The following is a 16,309-nucleotide window of genomic DNA, read 5'->3' on the forward strand; positions in this document are numbered from 1 at the left end:
GCGATAGGTACAGGGCGGGGTGGCGCGGCCCTTGCGGGCCGGGCTGAACGATAGCAGGCGCGCGGGCATCGTAAAATGCTGGCGCGGCACCCCGTCAACCCTGCAATTGTTACATACCCCACGGTTTTTCTCATGACTACTCAACCTTCCGCCCCCCTGACGTACCGCGACGCCGGCGTCGACATCGACGCGGGCGACGCCCTGGTCGACCGCATCAAGCCTCTGGCTGCGCGCACCATGCGTCCCGGCGTGCTGGCCGGCATCGGCGGGTTCGGCGCCCTGTTCCAGGTGCCCGGGAAGTACCGCGAGCCCGTGCTGGTGTCCGGCACCGACGGCGTGGGCACGAAACTGCGCCTGGCGTTCGAATGGAACCGCCACGATACGGTAGGCGTCGACCTGGTCGCCATGAGCGTCAACGACATCCTCGTGCAGGGCGCCGAGCCGCTGTTCTTCCTGGACTACTTCGCCTGCGGCAAGCTGTCGGTGGACACGGCGGCCGCGGTGGTGGGTGGCATTGCGCGCGGCTGCGAACTGGCCGGCTGCGCCCTGATCGGCGGCGAAACCGCCGAAATGCCCGGCATGTATCCCGACGGCGAATACGACCTGGCCGGTTTCGCGGTGGGGGCGGTCGAAAAGTCCGCCATCCTCGACGGCAAGTCGATCCAGCCGGGCGACGTGGTGCTGGGCCTGGCGTCCAGCGGGGCGCACTCCAACGGCTATTCGCTGGTGCGCAAGATCCTGGACCGCGCCGGCGCGCGTCCCGACCAGGACTTCCACGGCCAGCCGCTGGCCGACGTGGTGATGGCGCCCACGCGCATCTATGTGAAGCAGGTGCTGGCCGCGCTGGCGGCGCATACGGGCGGCATCAAGGGGCTGGCGCATATTACCGGCGGCGGCCTGCTCGACAACGTGCCGCGCATCCTGCAGCCCGGCCTGTCGGCCCGCCTGCACCGCGACGCCTGGCAAATGCCGCAGCTGTTCCAGTGGCTGCAGCAGCAGGGCGGCGTAGCCGACACTGAAATGCACCGCGTCTTCAACTGCGGCATCGGCATGGTGATCGTGGTCGATGCCGCGCAGGCTGACGCGGTGGCCGCCACGCTGGCTGCCCAGGGCGAGACGGTCAGCCGGATCGGCGAGATCGTTGCCCAGAAAGACGGCGAGGCACAGACGGTCGTCGTCTAGTCGGCGGCCTGTCTGCGTATTGCCCAGGTGTCAGGCTCCGCCAGGCGCCTGACACCGTGCTATTGAGATAGCCGCTACGCGCTTCGGTGTCTGGCACCTGCGGAGCCAGACACCTGCCACAATCGCCTTCAATCAGGTGTCAGGCTCCGCCAGGTGCCTGACACCGTGCTGTTGAGACAGCCGCTGCCCACTTCGGTGTCTGGCACCTTCGGAGCCAGACACCTGGCTCAATCGGCCCTTGCCAGGCGCCGCAGGCAAAGACGCATGGCAATGGTCAGTCCGCCAGTATCTCGGCCACTCGGTCAACAACCCGCCCGCTGGCATTCCCCGCCAGGCAATCCACCACCAGGCGTTCCGGCTGCGCCCGCAGCCAGGTCAGCTGCCGCTTGGCCAGCTGCCGCGTTGCCGCGATGGCCTGTTCGCGCGCGGTTTCCAGATCGACCGCGCCATCCAGGTGCGCCCACATCTGCCGGTAGCCCACGCAGCGCACTGACGGCAAGCCGGGGTGCAGGTCGCCACGCGCGCGCAGGGCGCGCACTTCATCGAGCAGGCCGCCGGCCAGCATGGCATCGAAGCGCTGCGCAATGCGCGCATGCAGGGCGGCGCGGTCCGAGGGCTCGAGGCTCAGCGTCACATAGCGGTGCGGCGTGGCGTCGGCCGCGCGCTGCCGGCCGTGCAGCAACGCTGACATGGGCTGGCCGCTGAGCGTGCAGATTTCCAGGGCGCGCTGAATACGCTGGCTGTCATTGGGAGCCAGGCGCGCCGCCGTGGCGGGGTCCAGCCGCGCCAGCTCGGCATGCAGGGCTGGCCAGCCCAGGCGCGCGGCCCGCGCTTCCAGTTCGGCGCGCAGCGCCGGGTCGGCCTGCGGCAGGTCGTCCAGGCCATCGCGCAGCGCCTTGTAGTACAGCATGGTGCCGCCGGCCAGCAGCGGCATGCGGCCGCGCGCGCGGATCTCGTCGATGAGGCGCAGCGCGTCGGCGCGGAACTCGGCCGCCGAATACGACTGCGCCGGGTCGCGGATGTCCAGCAGGTGCTGGGGCACGCGGGCCTGTTCGGCGGGCGAGGGCTTGGCCGTGCCGATGTCCATGCCGCGGTAGATAGTGGCGGAATCGACGTTGACCACCTCCAGCGGCCAGCGCTGCGCCAGCGCCAGCGTGGCGGCGCTCTTGCCGGCCGCGGTGGGGCCGGCCAGGCAGACGATGGGGGCGGCGGAACTCATGCCGGCCCGGGCGCGGCGCGCCCGCAAGGCAATGCGCGCATGATGTTATTGCCCGCGCAGGAAAAGCTTGTCCAGGTCGGACACCGACCATTGCACCCAGGTGGGGCGGCCATGATTGCACTGGTCGGCGCGCTCGGTCACTTCCATCTGGCGCAGCAGTGCATTCATTTCCTCGATGCTCAGGCGCCGGTTGGCGCGCACCGAACCGTGGCAGGCCATGGTGGACAGCAGTTCGTTGCGCTGCTCGGTGAGCAGGCGCGACACGCCCACCGAGGCCAGGTCGCGCAGCACGGCGCGCGCCATGGTTTCGATGTCGCCGCGCGCCAGCAGCGCGGGCACCGAGCGCACCGCGATCGAGGTGGGGCCGGCCGGGCGCAGGTCGAAACCCAGGCCGGCCAGTTCTTGCTGGTGTTCTTCGGCCAGGGCCACGTCTTTTTCCTGGGCGTGGAATACCACGGGCACCAGCAGGTCCTGGCGCGGCAGGTCGCGCGCGTCGAGCGCCTGCTTCAGTTGTTCGTACACCACCCGCTCGTGGGCGGCATGCATGTCGACCAGCACCAGCCCGCGCCGGTTCTGCGCCAGGATGTAAATGCCGTGTAATTGCGCCAGCGCCATGCCCAGCGGGTGTTCTTCATCGGCGGGCAGGGCGCGGGGGGATGCCGGCGCTGGCTCGCGCAGCGTGGCAGGCGCCGGCGCGGTGTTGTCGAGCGGCCGGTACAGCGTGCGCCAATCGGTGGCGGGAATGCCGGCCGGTTCGGTATGCAGGCGGAAGGGCACTTGCGCGTGCGGCCGGGCGGTTCGGTCTGGCGCGGCAGGCCAGGCCGCCGCGCTGCCGCCGCCGGCAGAGAGCATGGCGGCGGGAGTGGTTTCGACCGTCAGGGCGGGTGCGCCTGTGTCGGATGCGGCGGCTGGCGCGCCCGGGGCCATGCCGGCCGCCGCCGGAACGGCGGATGCGCCGCCGGTCTGCGCCAGCGCCTGGCCGACCACTTGCGATACGAACCGGTGCACGGCGCCGCTGTCGCGGAAGCGCACTTCATGCTTGGCCGGATGCACATTGACGTCGACCGCGCCGGGGTCGATGTCCAGGTACAGCACATAGGCCGGCTGGCGGTCGCCGTGCAGCACGTCCGCATAGGCGGCTCGCAGCGCATGACTGACGGTGCGGTCGCGCACGTAGCGGCCATTGACGTACAAGTACTGGCGGTCGGCTCGCGCGCGGGCCGCGGTGGGGCGCGTGATCATGCCCGACAGGCCGATGGCGCCGGCCGAGGCTTCCACCGGCAGGCCGTGTTCAGTGAATTCGGCGCCCAGGACGTCGCGGATGCGTTGGCCCGGATCGGCCGGCAGCCACTGGCGCTGCGCGCGGTCGTGATGAAACAGGCGGAACGCGATGTCGGGATGCGCCAGCGCGATGCGCTCCAGCGCATCGACGCAATGGCCGAATTCGGTGGCCTCGGCGCGCAGGAACTTGCGGCGCGCGGGCACCGAGTCGAACAGCTGGCGCACGTCGACAGTGGTGCCCGGCGGGCCCGAGGCCGGCGTCACTTGCAGGCTGCCGCCGTCGATCTGCCAGGCGTGTTCGCCGTCGCGCGTGCGCGAGATCAGCGTGACCTGCGCCACCGAAGCGATAGAGGCCAGGGCCTCGCCGCGGAACCCCATCGAAGCCACCGATTCGAGTTCGCCCAGCGAGCGGATCTTGCTGGTGGCGTGGCGCGCCAGGGCCAGCGGCAATTCTTCGGGCGGAATGCCCACGCCGTCGTCTGACACGGCAATGCGCCGGATGCCGCCGCCTTCCAGGCGCACTTCGATGGCGCGCGCGCCGGCATCGATGGCGTTTTCAAGCACTTCTTTCAGCACGGACGCGGGCCGCTCGATGACCTCGCCCGCGGCGATCTGGCTGATCAGCAGGTCGGGCAGGGCGGCGATGGCGCGGCGTTCGGACATGGCGGGCGGCGGGAGGGAATCGGGCATGTGGCGATTTTAGCCTCCGGACCCGTCCGCGCCGAAAGCGGCCCGGGGGTTCTGCGGGCGGCAAGCCCGGTGCGCTATAGTCGAAGCCGGTTCGGTATTTGCCAGGATTTGCCAGGTGTCTGGCTCCCGCCAGGGTGCCTGACGCCGTGCTATTGAGACAGCCTCTGGCCGCTTCGGTGTCTGGCACCTGCGACGCCAGACACCTGGTTGCGCGGCCTGGCGTCGCGGCGCCGCTAATTTCACACGGTTATTGCATGCTCGAATTTTTCCAGATGGTGTTGCACATCGACCAGACGCTGGGCGTCTGGGTCGAACAATACGGGTCGTGGGTCTACCTGGTTCTGTTCCTGATCATCTTCGCCGAAACGGGGCTGGTGGTGCTGCCTTTCCTGCCCGGCGATTCACTGCTGTTCATCGCGGGCGCGTTCGGCGCCACGGGCAGCCTCGACCCGCTGCTGCTGGGCGCGCTGCTGATCGTGGCGGCGGTCGTGGGCAATACGGTCAACTACGCCATCGGCCGCGCCATCGGGCCGCGCGTGTTCACCATGAACGTGCGTTTCCTGGATCGCGCGGCGCTGCTGCGCACGCACATGTTCTACGAAAGGCACGGCGGCAAGACCATCGTGATGTCGCGCTTTCTGCCCATCTTCCGCACCTTCGCGCCATTCGTGGCGGGAGTGGCCGAAATGAACCTGCTGCGCTTTCAGTTGTTCAACGTGAGCGGCGCCGTGCTCTGGGTGGCGGGCCTGATCACGGCCGGCTATTTCTTCGGCAACATCCCCCTGGTGAAAGAACACCTGAACACGATCGTGCTGATCGGCCTGGCGGCGGCCATCGTGCCGGTGGTGCTGGCCGGGCTGGTGAAGCTGGCGCGCGGGCGCCGGCACGCCGGCAAGGATTCGCACCCCTGAAGGCCCGCAACCGCGCAAGCGCCGGCGGCGGCCCGAGCGTTCAGTCGTGCGGGGCGGGGTCGCTGGCCTTCGGCCAATAGGTGCCGAACACCCACAGGTTCAGTTCCGGATCGCGGCACGAGAACTCCCGGCTGCCGTAGCTGGTGTCGGCGGGCTCGGATTCGATCCGGGCGCCGGCCGCCTTGACTTGTTCGTATAGCGCGTCGGGATCTGCCACGGCCACGTACAGCGCATCGGTGCGGCGGCCGTCCAGGCTGCCGACCATCTTGCCGTAGGCGTCATCGCGATGCTGGCCCAGCATCAGAATCGACGAGCCCAGGGCCAGTTCGGCATGCTGCACTTCGCCCGCATGCCGGTAGACGACCCGTTCGGTGAAGCCATAGGTGTCGACCAGCCAGCGGATCATCGCTTCGGCGTCGTGGCAGCGTAGTGTGGGAAACAGGCAAGGCGGCTCGCCTGCGGTATGTGCGGTCATCGGGGTGCTCCTTCCGGTCGGCAGGAGTCCCCATCATAGAAGCAGCGTGCCGGCGGGCGTCCGGCTTTGAATAATTGTTACCCTTGCCGCGCGTCAGCTGGCGTCGGCAATGTGCGCCAGCGGGGGGTTCGCGACAAAGTACTGCTGGATGCCCGTCATCATGGCGACCGCCAATTTTTGCTGGTGGCTGCTGGAGCGCAGCAGCTTTTCTTCGTGCGGGTTGCTGATGAACGCCGTCTCCACCAGGATCGACGGAATATCGGGCGCTTTCAGCACCGCGAAGCCGGCCTGTTCGACATCGCGCTTGTGCAGGCGGTTGATTTTCTTGATTTCGTCCAGAAACGCCGCGCCCAGCCGCAGCGAATCGTTGATCTGGGCGGTGGTGGACAGGTCGAGCAGCACCTTGGCCACCTGTTTGTCATGGCTGCCGATGTTCACGCCGCCGATCAGGTCGGCCGCGTTTTCTTTGTTGGCCAGCCAGCGCGCCTGGGCGCTGGAGGCGCCGCGTTGCGACAGCGCGAACACCGACGAGCCGCTGGCGCTGGGCTTGATCCAGGCATCGGCGTGAATGGAAATGAACAGGTCGGCGCGCACCCGGCGCGCTTTCTGCACGCGCACGTGCAGCGGCACGAAGTAATCGTCGTCGCGCGTCAGGTAGGCGCGCATGTTGGGCTGGTCGTCGATCAGCGCTTTGAGGCGGCGCGCGATGCGCAGCACCACGTCTTTTTCGCGCAGTCCGCTGCCGCCGATGGCGCCCGGGTCTTCGCCGCCGTGGCCTGGGTCGATGGCAATGGTGACCATGCGCTTGCGCCGCGACGGCCGGGCCGGCTCGGGAGCGGGCTTGGGCATGGCGATGGCGGGCGGTGGCTCTTGCCCCTGGGCCTGCGGCGCGGGGGCGGTAGGCGTGACGGGGTTGCGCGCGATGTCTTCCAGGATGCGCGCCAGCGGGTCGTCGACGTCGGGGCCGGCCTGCTTGTTCAGCATGGCCATCAGCGGATCTTGCGCCACCTTGGGATACAGGTCGAGCACCAGGCGGTACTGGTAGTCGGCCACCGGCTTCAAGGTGAACACCTGGGGCGCCACGGCCTGTTTCAGGTCGAAGACCAGGCGCACGACATTGGGGCGGTTCTGCGCCACCCGCAGGGCCTGGATGTACGGGTCGTCGGGCCGCACCTTGGACACCAGCTGGTTCAGCGCGCTGCTGACCTGCAGGCCTTCGATGTCGACGACCAGGCGGTGCGGGTTCTCGAGCGTGAAGTGTTCGGCCTTGAGCTCGCTATCGAGTTCGAGCGTGACGCGCGTGTATTCGTCGGCCGGCCAGGTGCGCACGGCCAGGATGGTGGCCGCTTGCGCCAGCCGGGGAAGAACCGGCAGGACAAGCAGGGTGGTGGCGACGCTGATCAGGCGTCGGCGTTGGGCGCCGCTGGCAGAGAGGGCACCTGGGTCGGAGGGACAATCGCGTTCAACCATGTTTGTCCTCGTGCGGTATAGGCAGTCAGGGTGACCTCGCGGCCCGGGCCGGCATAGGCCAGGGAAATTTGCATGTCCGGAGGGGGCAAGACCCCCTCGGCACGCTCGGGCCATTCGATCAGGACGACTGCGTCATCGCGCAGTAAATCTCGGAATCCCGCGTCCAGCCATTCACGCGAATCACTAAATCTATAAAAATCAAAGTGATAGAAGTATAAGTTAGAAACTTTATAGGATTCAAGCAGCGCATAGCTTGGGCTTTTGATTCGGCCCGTTATGCCGCATTCGCGCAACAATGCCCGGGCGAAGGCCGTTTTGCCGGCCCCCAGCTCGCCTTGCAGGTGGATGCGGCCGCCCGCCGGGACGCCTCGGGCGCCAGTGAGCAACGGCGCGAACTGGCGGGCCAGCGCCTCGGTGGCGGTTTCGTCGGGCAGGGACAGGGTCAGGCTGCGCAGCGGGACGGACATGGCGGGGATGGAGTGGTAAAACAGGATGAACGTGCCGGGATTATAGGAAGCCGCCCGTCTGCTATCATCGTACTGATTTTTATTCTCGTTTAAGCCACGCCCGTGGCCACGCCGGTCCGGGCCCAGCCAGGACATCCCTCGCCATGACTACCCGTACCGAAAAAGATACTTTCGGCCCCATCGAAGTGCCCGCCGATCACTTATGGGGCGCCCAGACGCAGCGGTCACTGCAGTTCTTCGCCATTTCGACCGAGCGCATGCCGCAGCCGCTGGTGGCGGCCATGGCACGCTTGAAGCGCGCGGCGGCGAAGGTCAATGCCGAGTTGGGCGAACTGGACGGCAAGATCGCCGACGCCATCGTGCGCGCGGCCGACGAGGTCATCGCGGGCAAATGGCCCGACGAGTTTCCACTGTCGGTCTGGCAGACCGGCTCGGGCACGCAGAGCAATATGAACATGAACGAGGTGCTGGCCAACCGCGCCTCGGAACTGCTGGGCGGCGTGCGCGGCGAAGCGCGCAGGGTGCATCCCAACGACCACGTCAACCGCGGCCAGTCGTCGAACGATACGTTTCCCACCGCCATGCACGTGGCCGCGGCGCTGCAGGTCGAGCACGCGCTGTTGCCGGCCCTGAAGGCGCTGCGCGCCACGCTGGCGGCCAAGAGCGCGGAGTTCTACGACATCGTGAAGATCGGCCGCACGCACCTGCAAGACGCCACGCCGCTGACGCTGGGCCAGGAACTGTCGGGCCATGTGGCGCAGCTGGATCTGGCCGAGCAGCAGATCCGCGCCGCGCTGCCGGGCCTGCACCAGCTGGCCATCGGCGGCACGGCGGTGGGCACCGGGCTGAACGCGCATCCGGCTTTCAGCGCCAAGGTCTGCGCCGAACTGGCGCATGACACGGGCTCGGCTTTTGCGTCGGCGCCCAATAAATTCCAGGCCCTGGCCTCGCACGAGGCGCTGCTGTTCGCGCACGGCGCGCTGAAGGCTTTGGCCGCCGGCCTGATGAAGATCGCCAACGATGTGCGCTGGCTGGCCAGCGGTCCGCGCTCGGGCCTGGGCGAGATCCGCATTCCCGAGAACGAGCCGGGCAGCTCGATCATGCCGGGCAAGGTGAACCCCACGCAGTGCGAAGCCATCACGATGCTGGCCGCGCAGGTCATGGGCAACGACGTGGCCATCAACATCGGCGGCGCCAGCGGCAATTTCGAGCTGAACGTGTTCAAGCCCCTGGTGATCCACAACTTCTTGCAGTCGGTGCGCCTGCTGGCCGACGGCATGGCCAGTTTCGACCAGCATTGCGCGGCCGGCATCGAGCCAAACCGCGAACGCATCGCCGAACTGGTCGACCGCTCGCTGATGCTGGTGACGGCGCTGAATCCCCACATCGGCTACGACAAGGCCGCTCAGATCGCCAAGAAAGCCCACAAGGAAAACCTGTCGCTGAAAGACGCGGCGCTGGCCCTGGGGTATGTGACGGAAGACGAGTTCGCCCAATGGGTTGTGCCGGGGGAGATGACCAACGCCAAGAGGTAGGTGTTTCGGGGGGGCCTTTGCCTGGTTGCTTGATTGGTTGTTTGTTTGTTTGTTTGTTTGTTTGTTTGTTTGTTTGGCGGTGGGGTTCTTCTGGCGCCGGCGGGCGGTGGGCGGGGTGGCCTCGGCTTCACGGGGCCGTCCGGGCGCCCCGCGCGCCCGGACCCGGCCCCGAGGCGCCTCGCCCACCCCGCCCACCCCCCGCCGGCTCGCGAGGGTTCCGACTCGTTGCATCGCTGGGGAGGGTGGGGTTCTTCTGCTTCGTGGGGGCGTTGGTCTGGGGGGGGGGAGGATTTCGCGGGGCCGCCGAACGAAGCCGCCCTGCGCGGCTTCGTTCGGCATTCGCGCGGGGGCATGCGTGCAGCTGCGAGGCAGCGTTCTCCACGGCAACCTCGGCAAGCCACCACCCGAATGCCCTTGAACGCCGCGCAGGGCGGCGTTCAAGGGCGGCCCCGCAACCTTTTTCTCTAATCAACCGCGGCTGCCCAGACAGGCAAGAACCCCGCCCGCCCCGGCGACGCAGCAATTCCGATTCACCGCAAGTCTGGGTGGGATGGCGGGCCTGGCGAGGCGCCTCGGGGCCGGGCCCGGGCGCGCGGGGCGCCCGGACGGCCCCGTGAAGCCGAGGCAGGCCCGCCATCCCGCCCAGACGCCAGAAGAAACCGCACGCAACGCCCAACGCAGCAGCCGCCCCCGCGAGCTACCCCCCGGCCACCCCCAACCACACGGGTATCGTCAACACCGACAACAACGTCCCCAGCGAAATCAATAGCGCCACCATGCGCCCGTCGCCCCCCATCCGCATCGCCAGCACGTAGGCGGCCGAAGCGGTGGGCAGGGCGGCGAACAGCAGCAGCATGCGTGCTTCGGCCGCCGGCAGGCCGAACAGGCGGGCTGAGGCCAGGGCGGCCAGGGGCAATAGCAGCAGCTTCACCGTCAACACCCAGGCGATCAGCCGGCCGTGCCCCTGGCCGCCTTGCCAGGACAGGCTGGCGCCCACGCATAAGATGCCCAGCGCCAGCGAGGCCGCGCCCAGGCGCGCCAGGACGGCGTCGATCGGGCCGGGCAATTGCAGGCCGGCCAGGTTGCCGGCCAGGCCGAGCAGGGTGGCCATCAGCAGCGGATTGCGCAGCAACTCGCGCAGCAGGCTGCTGCTGCCATGCCGCGCCAGGCCGTACACCGCCGCCACGTTGGCGATGGGCACGGCGAAACCGACGATCAGTGCCATGGTGGTCTGGCCTTGCGGCCCGCCCAGGCTGGCCGCCAGCGCCAGCCCGATGTAAGTGTTGAAGCGGTAGCCGCACTGCGCTGCCGATGCCAGGGCCAGCGGTGGCGCGCGCAGGGCGCGCCCGCCCAGCCAGGCCAGCGCCACGCCGGCCGCCACCAGGGTCGCCGTGGCCTGCAGCAGCGCCAGGGCGCTGCCGGCGCTGATGGGCGTGCGCAGGATGGCCTGGAACAGCATGGCGGGGAACAGGACGAAGTACACCATGCGCTCGGTGCCGGCGAAGAATTCACGGTTGAATCCCAGTTTGTGGCGCATCAGCCAGCCCAGGGCGACCAACAGAAAATCCGGCAAAACGAGCAGGGCGACCGACATAAAATTTCTGAAAAGTTGGGGAAACTACCGCATGTTCCGGCCGCGCGATCTGGCCGTTTTGCTGCTATTCTCCCCGAATTCGGCTGAGCGCGTGCGCCACGGGCACGCCGAAATCCATAGACTTAGCTCACCTGTTTGCGCGGCGGCCGGCTTATCGGCGGGTCGCCGAAGCCTGCACTATCGGCCCCCATACAGGGGGCCCGCACCTGGAGGAAATACAACAATGATGATCAAAGCACGTAACCTGGCATCGGCCATCGCGCTGGCCACCGGCCTGGCGGCCACGTCGGCCGCCGTGGCCGCTGACGCTTACCCCAGCAAGCCGATTCGCGTGATCGTGCCCTTTGCGCCGGGCGGCTCCACCGACATCATCGCGCGCCTGGTCACCCAGCGCATGAGCCAGGAACTCGGCCAGCCCATGGTCGTCGAGAACAAGGGCGGCGCCGGCGGCGCCATCGGCGCTGCCGAGGCGGCCCGCGCCGACGCCGACGGCTACACGCTGTCCATCGCCACGGTCTCGACCATGGCGGTCAACTCGGCATGCCGTCCCAACGACCTGCCCTACGATCCCATCAAAGACTTCCAGCCGGTCACCAACTTCGCGAACACCGCCAACGTCGTGTCGGTGAACCCCAAGTTCCCCGCCAAAGACTTCAAGGGCTTCCTCGAAGAACTGAAGAAGAATCCCGGCAAGTACTCGTACGGCAGCTCGGGCACCTGCGGCGTGCTGCACCTGATGGGCGAATCGTTCAAGATCGCCACCGGCACCGACATCGTGCACGTGCCCTACAAGGGTTCGGGTCCGGCCGTGGCCGACGCCGTGGGCGGCCAGATCGAAATCCTGTTCGACAACCTGCCGTCGTCCATGCCGCAAATCCAGGCCGGCAAGCTGCGCGCCATGGCCATCGCGTGGCCCGAGCGCATCGACGCCATCAAAGACGTGCCCACCTTCAAGGAAGTCGGCTTCCCGCAGCTGAACCAGCCGGTGTGGTATGGCCTGCTGGCGCCCAAGGGCACCCCGATGGACATCGTGAACAAGCTGCGCGACGCTGCGGTGGTGGCCCTGAAAGACCCGAAGGTCATCGAAGCCCTCGACAAGCAGGGTTCGGCGCCGTCGGGCAACACGCCGGAAGAGTTCGCCAAGGAAATCCAGGAGCAGTACGACTGGGCCAAAGAGATCGTCAAGAAGAGCAACATCTCGCTCCAGTAAGCCGCGCACGCAGCGGTGGGCCTGCCGGGCCTGCCGCCGCACGGCACACGGGCGCCCGCGGGCGCCCGTTTTTCATGCCTGGCCGGGTTTCACGCTTCGCCGGGCAGGTGCCGGGCCAGTTCGGCGCAGGCCTGGCGTAGCCGTTCGATGAGTTCGCGGTGCAGGGCCGATAGTGGGTCTTGCGTGCGCGTCAGGATGCTGAGCGGCACTTTCAGGGGCGGGTCGAGACGGCGCGCCACCATGCCGGGGCGCAGCATGGCGCGCACGGTGATAGCGTCGACGATGGCTTCGCCGCAGCCCGCGTCGACCAGCGCGCAGGCCACGTAGTGGGTTTGCACCTGGATGGCCACGTCGGGGTCCAGCCCTTGCGCGTCCAGCGCCATCTGCAGCAGCGAGCCCGACGCGTCGCGGGAATCCAGCACGATCAGGGTGTCGTCGACCAGGTCGGCCAGCCGCGTGGCGCCGCCGCCGGGCTTGCGCCCCAGGTGCACCAGTTCGGTATGGCCCAGCGTGGAGCGGGTCAGGCCGGGGTAATCGTGCATGTCGAACGTGACCGCCAAGTCGAGTTCGCGCGCCAGCAGGCCCTGCACCAGTTCGGCGCTGTGATACGTGTGGATGTCGAACGTGATGCCGGGGCGGGCATCGCGGCTGGCCCGCACCACCTGGGGCAGCAGGCCCAGCCCCAGGGCCGGCGCGCAGCCTATCCGCAGGTGCCCGTGCGGACGTTCGCGCAAGCTGGCCGCCAGCCGGCGCACGCTGTTCAGGTCCTGGTTCAGGCGCGAGACTTCGGGGGTCAGGATTTCCGCTTCGCGAGTGGCCACCAGGCGGCCCTTGACCCGTTCAAACAGTTTGAAGCCCAGTTGCGCTTCGGCATGCGCCAGCAGCTTGCTGGCCGCGGGCTGCGAAATATGCAACGCGGCCGCGGCCTCGGTCAGCGAGCCGGTGCGGCGGATGGCCTCGAAAATTTCTATGTGGCGCAGGCGCATGGGGCAATGTGGCAGTGATGGCTGGACGCAGGATGAACAGGCCTGGAGCCGGCGGCGTCGAAAGAACGGCAGGCCCCTGGCATTCTATTGCGATAATGCCTGCGTCGGCGCCATGCCGGGCGCCGCGCGATGCGGGAGACCTCGATGCGTGTTCTACGATGGGCGGGCGCCTGGTGCGCCGCCTTGCTGTGCGGCGCCGCCGCCGGCCAGCCGGCCGCTCCGGCGGCGCACGAAAGCCTGAACCCGGAGGCGGCCTCGGGCTATGTGGCCAAGCAGGCCGTGACGGCGCGGCGCTTCATGGTGGCCACGGCCAACCCGCTGGCCAGCGAGGCCGGTTATCGCATCCTGCGGGAAGGCGGCAGCGCGGTGGATGCCGCCATTGCCGCGCAGCTGGTGCTGGGCCTGACCGAACCGCAGTCGTCGGGCATAGGCGGAGGCGGTTTCATGCTGCACTACGCCGCGGGCACGCACGAGTTGCGCGTTTACGATGCGCGCGAGACGGCTCCCGCGGCGGCCCGGCCCGATCGCTTCATGCGCGACGGCAAGCCGCTGCCATTCCGGCAGGCGGTCAACAACGGCATGTCGGTTGGCACGCCGGGGCTGCTGCGCGGGCTGGAGCTGGCTCACCGGCAGCAGGGCAGGCTGCCCTGGCGCAGCCTGTTCGAGCCGGCCATCGCGCTGGCCACGCAGGGGTTCGAAGTGTCGCCGCGCCTGCATGCCTTGCTGGCCGACGCGCGCGCCGAGCTGGCCGCCCAGCCGGCGGCCGCCCGCTATTTCTACGCGCCCGACGGACAGCCCTGGCCGGTGGGACATGTGCTGAAGAACCCGGACTACGCGCAGGTGCTGCGCCGGGTGGCCGACAAGGGCGCCGATGCGTTTTATCACGGCGATATCGCGCACGACATCGTGGCGGCGGTGCGCGCGCATGCCGTGCCGGGCGACCTGAGCGTGGCCGACCTGGCGGGCTACCGCGCGCGCGTGCGTGACGCGGTTTGCGCCGACTACCGGGCCTATCGCCTGTGCGGGCCGCCGCCGCCCAGCAGCGGCCCGCTGGCCGTGATGCAGATGCTGGGCATCTTGCAGCGCTTTCCCATGGACAAGCTGGGGCCGCAGAGCGTCGAGGCCGTGCATTATTTCGCCGAGGCCGGCCGGCTGGCCTTCGCCGACCGCGGCTTCTACGTGGCCGATCCCGCGTTCGCCGATGTGCCGGTGGCCGCGATGTTGCAGCCGGCCTACCTGGCCCGCCGCGCCGCGCTGATCCGCCCCGACCGCAGCATGGGCACGGCGCTGCCGGGCGACCCGGCCGGCCTGCTGGTCCGCCGCGCGCGTGACGACGCGCTGGAAGTGCCTTCGACCTCGCACGTCGTCGTGGCGGACGCGCAGGGCAATGTGGTGTCGATGACGAATTCCATTGAATCGGCCTTCGGCAGCAAGATATTCGTGCGCGGCTTTCTGCTGAACAACGAGCTGACCGATTTTTCGTTGTCGTTCCAAGACCCCGAAGGCCGCCTGGTGGCCAACCGCGTGCAGCCGGGCAAGCGGCCGCGCAGTTCGATGGCGCCCCTGATCGTGTTCCGCGATGACAAGCCCTATATGGCGGTGGGTTCGCCGGGCGGCAGCGCCATCATCAATTACGTGGCCAAGACGCTGGTGGGCGTGCTGGACTGGAACCTGGATATCCAGCAGGCGATTGCGCTGCCCAACATGGGTAGCCGCAACCAGGCCACTGAACTCGAACGCGGCACGGCGCTGGAAAACATGATGCCGGCCCTGCGGGGCATGGGGCACGAGGTGAAGGCGGTGGAGTTTCCCAGCGGCATCCAGGGCATCGTCATGCAAGACGGCCGCCTGATGGGCGGCGCCGACCCGCGTCGCGAGGGGCTGGTGCTGGGGGAATAAGGGTCGCCCTGTTCGGGCTCGATAGTGGCAGGTGTCGAGCTCCGCAGGTACCTGGCCTCGTGCGATGCAGGCAGCCGTTGCCCACAACGGTGTCGGGCACCTGCGGAGCCCGACACCTGGCTGCGACGTCTGCATGCTTGGCTGCTATGTCTGCATGCCTGGCGACTACTAGCGCACGCCTGTCAACACTACATCGCACGTGCCGCCATCCCCGGCTTCTGCTGGCTATTGCTGGTTCACGGGGGCGTGTCCGCTTCGGCGCGGATCTCGGCGTCGTGCTCGCCCAGGGCGGGCGGTGGGCGGCGCAGGGTGGCGGGCGTGCGCGAGAGTTTGATGGGCGAGCCCACGCCGCGATAGTTGCCGTGTTCCAGCACCATGCCGCGATGACGCGTGTGCGGATGGTGCAGCACGTCTTCGACGTTCTGCACGGCCGCGGCCGGCACGCCCTGCCGCAGCAGTTGCTCGGCCAGTGCGGCGGCGTCGTGTCCTGCCAGCAGCGCGGCCAGCTCGTCGCGCAGGGCTTCGCGATGTTGCAGGCGGCTGGCGTTGCTGGCAAAGCGCGCGTCGTCGGCCAGCCCCGGGGCGCCCAGCGCCCGCGCCAGCGCGGCGAACTGCCGGTTGTTGCCCACCGCCAGGAAGATCGGCCCGCTGCGCGTGGGCAGGGTCTCGTAGGGCGCGATATTCGGATGCGCGTTGCCGGTGCGGCCGGGCACTGCGCCGCTGTAGAAATAATTGGCCGCGTGCGGGTGCAGCAGCGACACGGCGCAATCGTACAGAGTGATGTCCAGGAACTGGCCCAGCCCGCTGCGGGCCCGTTCGTTCAGCGCCAGCAGCACGGCTACCGCGGCGTTCAGCCCGGTGACCATGTCCACCACGGGCAGGCCCACGCGCGTGGCTTCGCCGCCCGCGTCGCCGTTGACGCTCATCAGGCCGCACATGGCCTGCGCGCAGGCATCGTAGCCGGGCAGGCCGCCCAGCGGCCCGTCGGCGCCGAAGCCGCTGACGCGGCAGTGGATCAGGCGGGGAAACGCCGCGCTCAGCGTGTCGTATCCCAAGCCCCATTTTTCCAGCGTGCCGGGCTTGAAGTTTTCGACCAGCACGTCGGCGTCGGCCAGCAACCGGCGCAACAGTTCCTGGCCGGCGGGTTGCGACAAGTCGAGCGCCATGCCGCGCTTGTTGCGGTTCACGCCGATGAAGTACGACGCCGTTTCGCCCAGGAAGGGCGGCCCCCAGCCGCGCGTTTCGTCGCCGCCGGGCGGTTCTATCTTGATGACGTCGGCGCCGTGGTCGGCCAGCAACTGCGTGCAGTAGGGGCCGCCCAGCACACGCGACAGGTCGATGACCCGGCAGCCCGCCAGGGCGCCGGCTTGCAACGTAGGAATAGGCATTC

Annotated in this window: 13 protein-coding genes; 5 read left to right on the forward strand and 8 right to left on the reverse strand. The window is 68.5% G+C overall.

What is annotated here, in order from left to right; all coding sequences use genetic code 11:
* Positions 1 to 132: 132 nt before the first annotated feature.
* A complete protein-coding gene (gene purM, locus BPET_RS04170) occupies positions 133 to 1,182 on the forward strand; it encodes a phosphoribosylformylglycinamidine cyclo-ligase (protein WP_012247839.1) in 1,050 nt (349 codons plus the stop codon).
* A gap of 274 nt (positions 1,183 to 1,456) precedes the next feature.
* On the opposite strand, the gene miaA is transcribed toward purM, so the two are convergent.
* The gene (gene miaA / locus BPET_RS04175; RefSeq protein ID WP_012247840.1) at positions 1,457 to 2,401 is read right to left on the reverse strand and encodes a tRNA (adenosine(37)-N6)-dimethylallyltransferase MiaA; all 945 of its coding nucleotides are present in this window, start codon (positions 2,399 to 2,401) and stop codon (positions 1,457 to 1,459) included.
* 45 nt (positions 2,402 to 2,446) lie between these two features.
* Complete coding sequence (gene mutL, locus BPET_RS04180) at positions 2,447 to 4,345, reverse strand: DNA mismatch repair endonuclease MutL (RefSeq protein WP_041863497.1); 1,899 nt, start codon at positions 4,343 to 4,345, stop codon at positions 2,447 to 2,449.
* 281 nt (positions 4,346 to 4,626) lie between these two features.
* Here mutL and BPET_RS04185 point away from each other — a divergent pair, with 281 nt between their 5' ends.
* Entirely contained in the window at positions 4,627 to 5,283 is a 657-nt protein-coding gene (locus BPET_RS04185; RefSeq protein ID WP_085970200.1) for a VTT domain-containing protein, read from the forward strand.
* Positions 5,284 to 5,323: 40 nt separating this feature from the next.
* On the opposite strand, the gene BPET_RS04190 is transcribed toward BPET_RS04185, so the two are convergent.
* The 3 genes from BPET_RS04190 to tsaE all read right to left on the reverse strand — a co-directional run bounded on the left by BPET_RS04190 (position 5,324) and on the right by tsaE (position 7,695).
* Entirely contained in the window at positions 5,324 to 5,758 is a 435-nt protein-coding gene (locus BPET_RS04190; protein ID WP_012247843.1) for a VOC family protein, read from the reverse strand.
* A gap of 93 nt (positions 5,759 to 5,851) precedes the next feature.
* Positions 5,852 to 7,228 (reverse strand): N-acetylmuramoyl-L-alanine amidase, encoded by a 1,377-nt coding sequence (locus BPET_RS04195; RefSeq protein WP_012247844.1) that lies wholly within the window; start codon positions 7,226 to 7,228, stop codon positions 5,852 to 5,854.
* Complete coding sequence (gene tsaE / locus BPET_RS04200) at positions 7,159 to 7,695, reverse strand: tRNA (adenosine(37)-N6)-threonylcarbamoyltransferase complex ATPase subunit type 1 TsaE (protein ID WP_041863500.1); 537 nt, start codon at positions 7,693 to 7,695, stop codon at positions 7,159 to 7,161. Before tsaE ends, BPET_RS04195 begins: the two co-directional genes overlap by 70 nt.
* A gap of 143 nt (positions 7,696 to 7,838) precedes the next feature.
* On the opposite strand from tsaE, the gene fumC reads away from it, so the two are divergent.
* Positions 7,839 to 9,230, forward strand: coding sequence for a class II fumarate hydratase (fumC, locus tag BPET_RS04205; RefSeq protein WP_012247846.1), 1,392 nt, complete (start codon positions 7,839 to 7,841; stop codon positions 9,228 to 9,230).
* 697 nt (positions 9,231 to 9,927) lie between these two features.
* Here fumC and BPET_RS04210 read toward each other — a convergent pair.
* Positions 9,928 to 10,824: an AEC family transporter gene (locus BPET_RS04210; protein ID WP_012247847.1), complete on the reverse strand. Its 897-nt coding sequence runs from the start codon at positions 10,822 to 10,824 to the stop codon at positions 9,928 to 9,930.
* Positions 10,825 to 11,050: 226 nt separating this feature from the next.
* Here BPET_RS04210 and BPET_RS04215 point away from each other — a divergent pair, with 226 nt between their 5' ends.
* Positions 11,051 to 12,034, forward strand: a complete 984-nt coding sequence (locus BPET_RS04215) for a tripartite tricarboxylate transporter substrate binding protein BugE (RefSeq protein ID WP_081483048.1) — start codon at positions 11,051 to 11,053, stop codon at positions 12,032 to 12,034.
* An 89-nt stretch (positions 12,035 to 12,123) separates the two neighbouring features.
* Here the strand turns inward: BPET_RS04215 and BPET_RS04220 are convergent, their stop codons facing one another.
* Complete coding sequence (locus BPET_RS04220; RefSeq protein WP_012247849.1) at positions 12,124 to 13,020, reverse strand: LysR family transcriptional regulator; 897 nt, start codon at positions 13,018 to 13,020, stop codon at positions 12,124 to 12,126.
* Positions 13,021 to 13,164: 144 nt separating this feature from the next.
* Between BPET_RS04220 and ggt the strand changes: the two genes are divergently transcribed.
* The gene (gene ggt, locus BPET_RS04225; RefSeq protein ID WP_012247850.1) at positions 13,165 to 14,919 is read left to right on the forward strand and encodes a gamma-glutamyltransferase; all 1,755 of its coding nucleotides are present in this window, start codon (positions 13,165 to 13,167) and stop codon (positions 14,917 to 14,919) included.
* Positions 14,920 to 15,155: 236 nt separating this feature from the next.
* Here the strand turns inward: ggt and BPET_RS04230 are convergent, their stop codons facing one another.
* Positions 15,156 to 16,307, reverse strand: coding sequence for a CaiB/BaiF CoA transferase family protein (locus BPET_RS04230; protein WP_012247851.1), 1,152 nt, complete (start codon positions 16,305 to 16,307; stop codon positions 15,156 to 15,158).
* Positions 16,308 to 16,309: the final 2 nt, after the last annotated feature.

This window comes from Bordetella petrii (genome assembly GCF_000067205.1).
GTDB lineage: Bacteria > Pseudomonadota > Gammaproteobacteria > Burkholderiales > Burkholderiaceae_B > Bordetella_A > Bordetella_A petrii.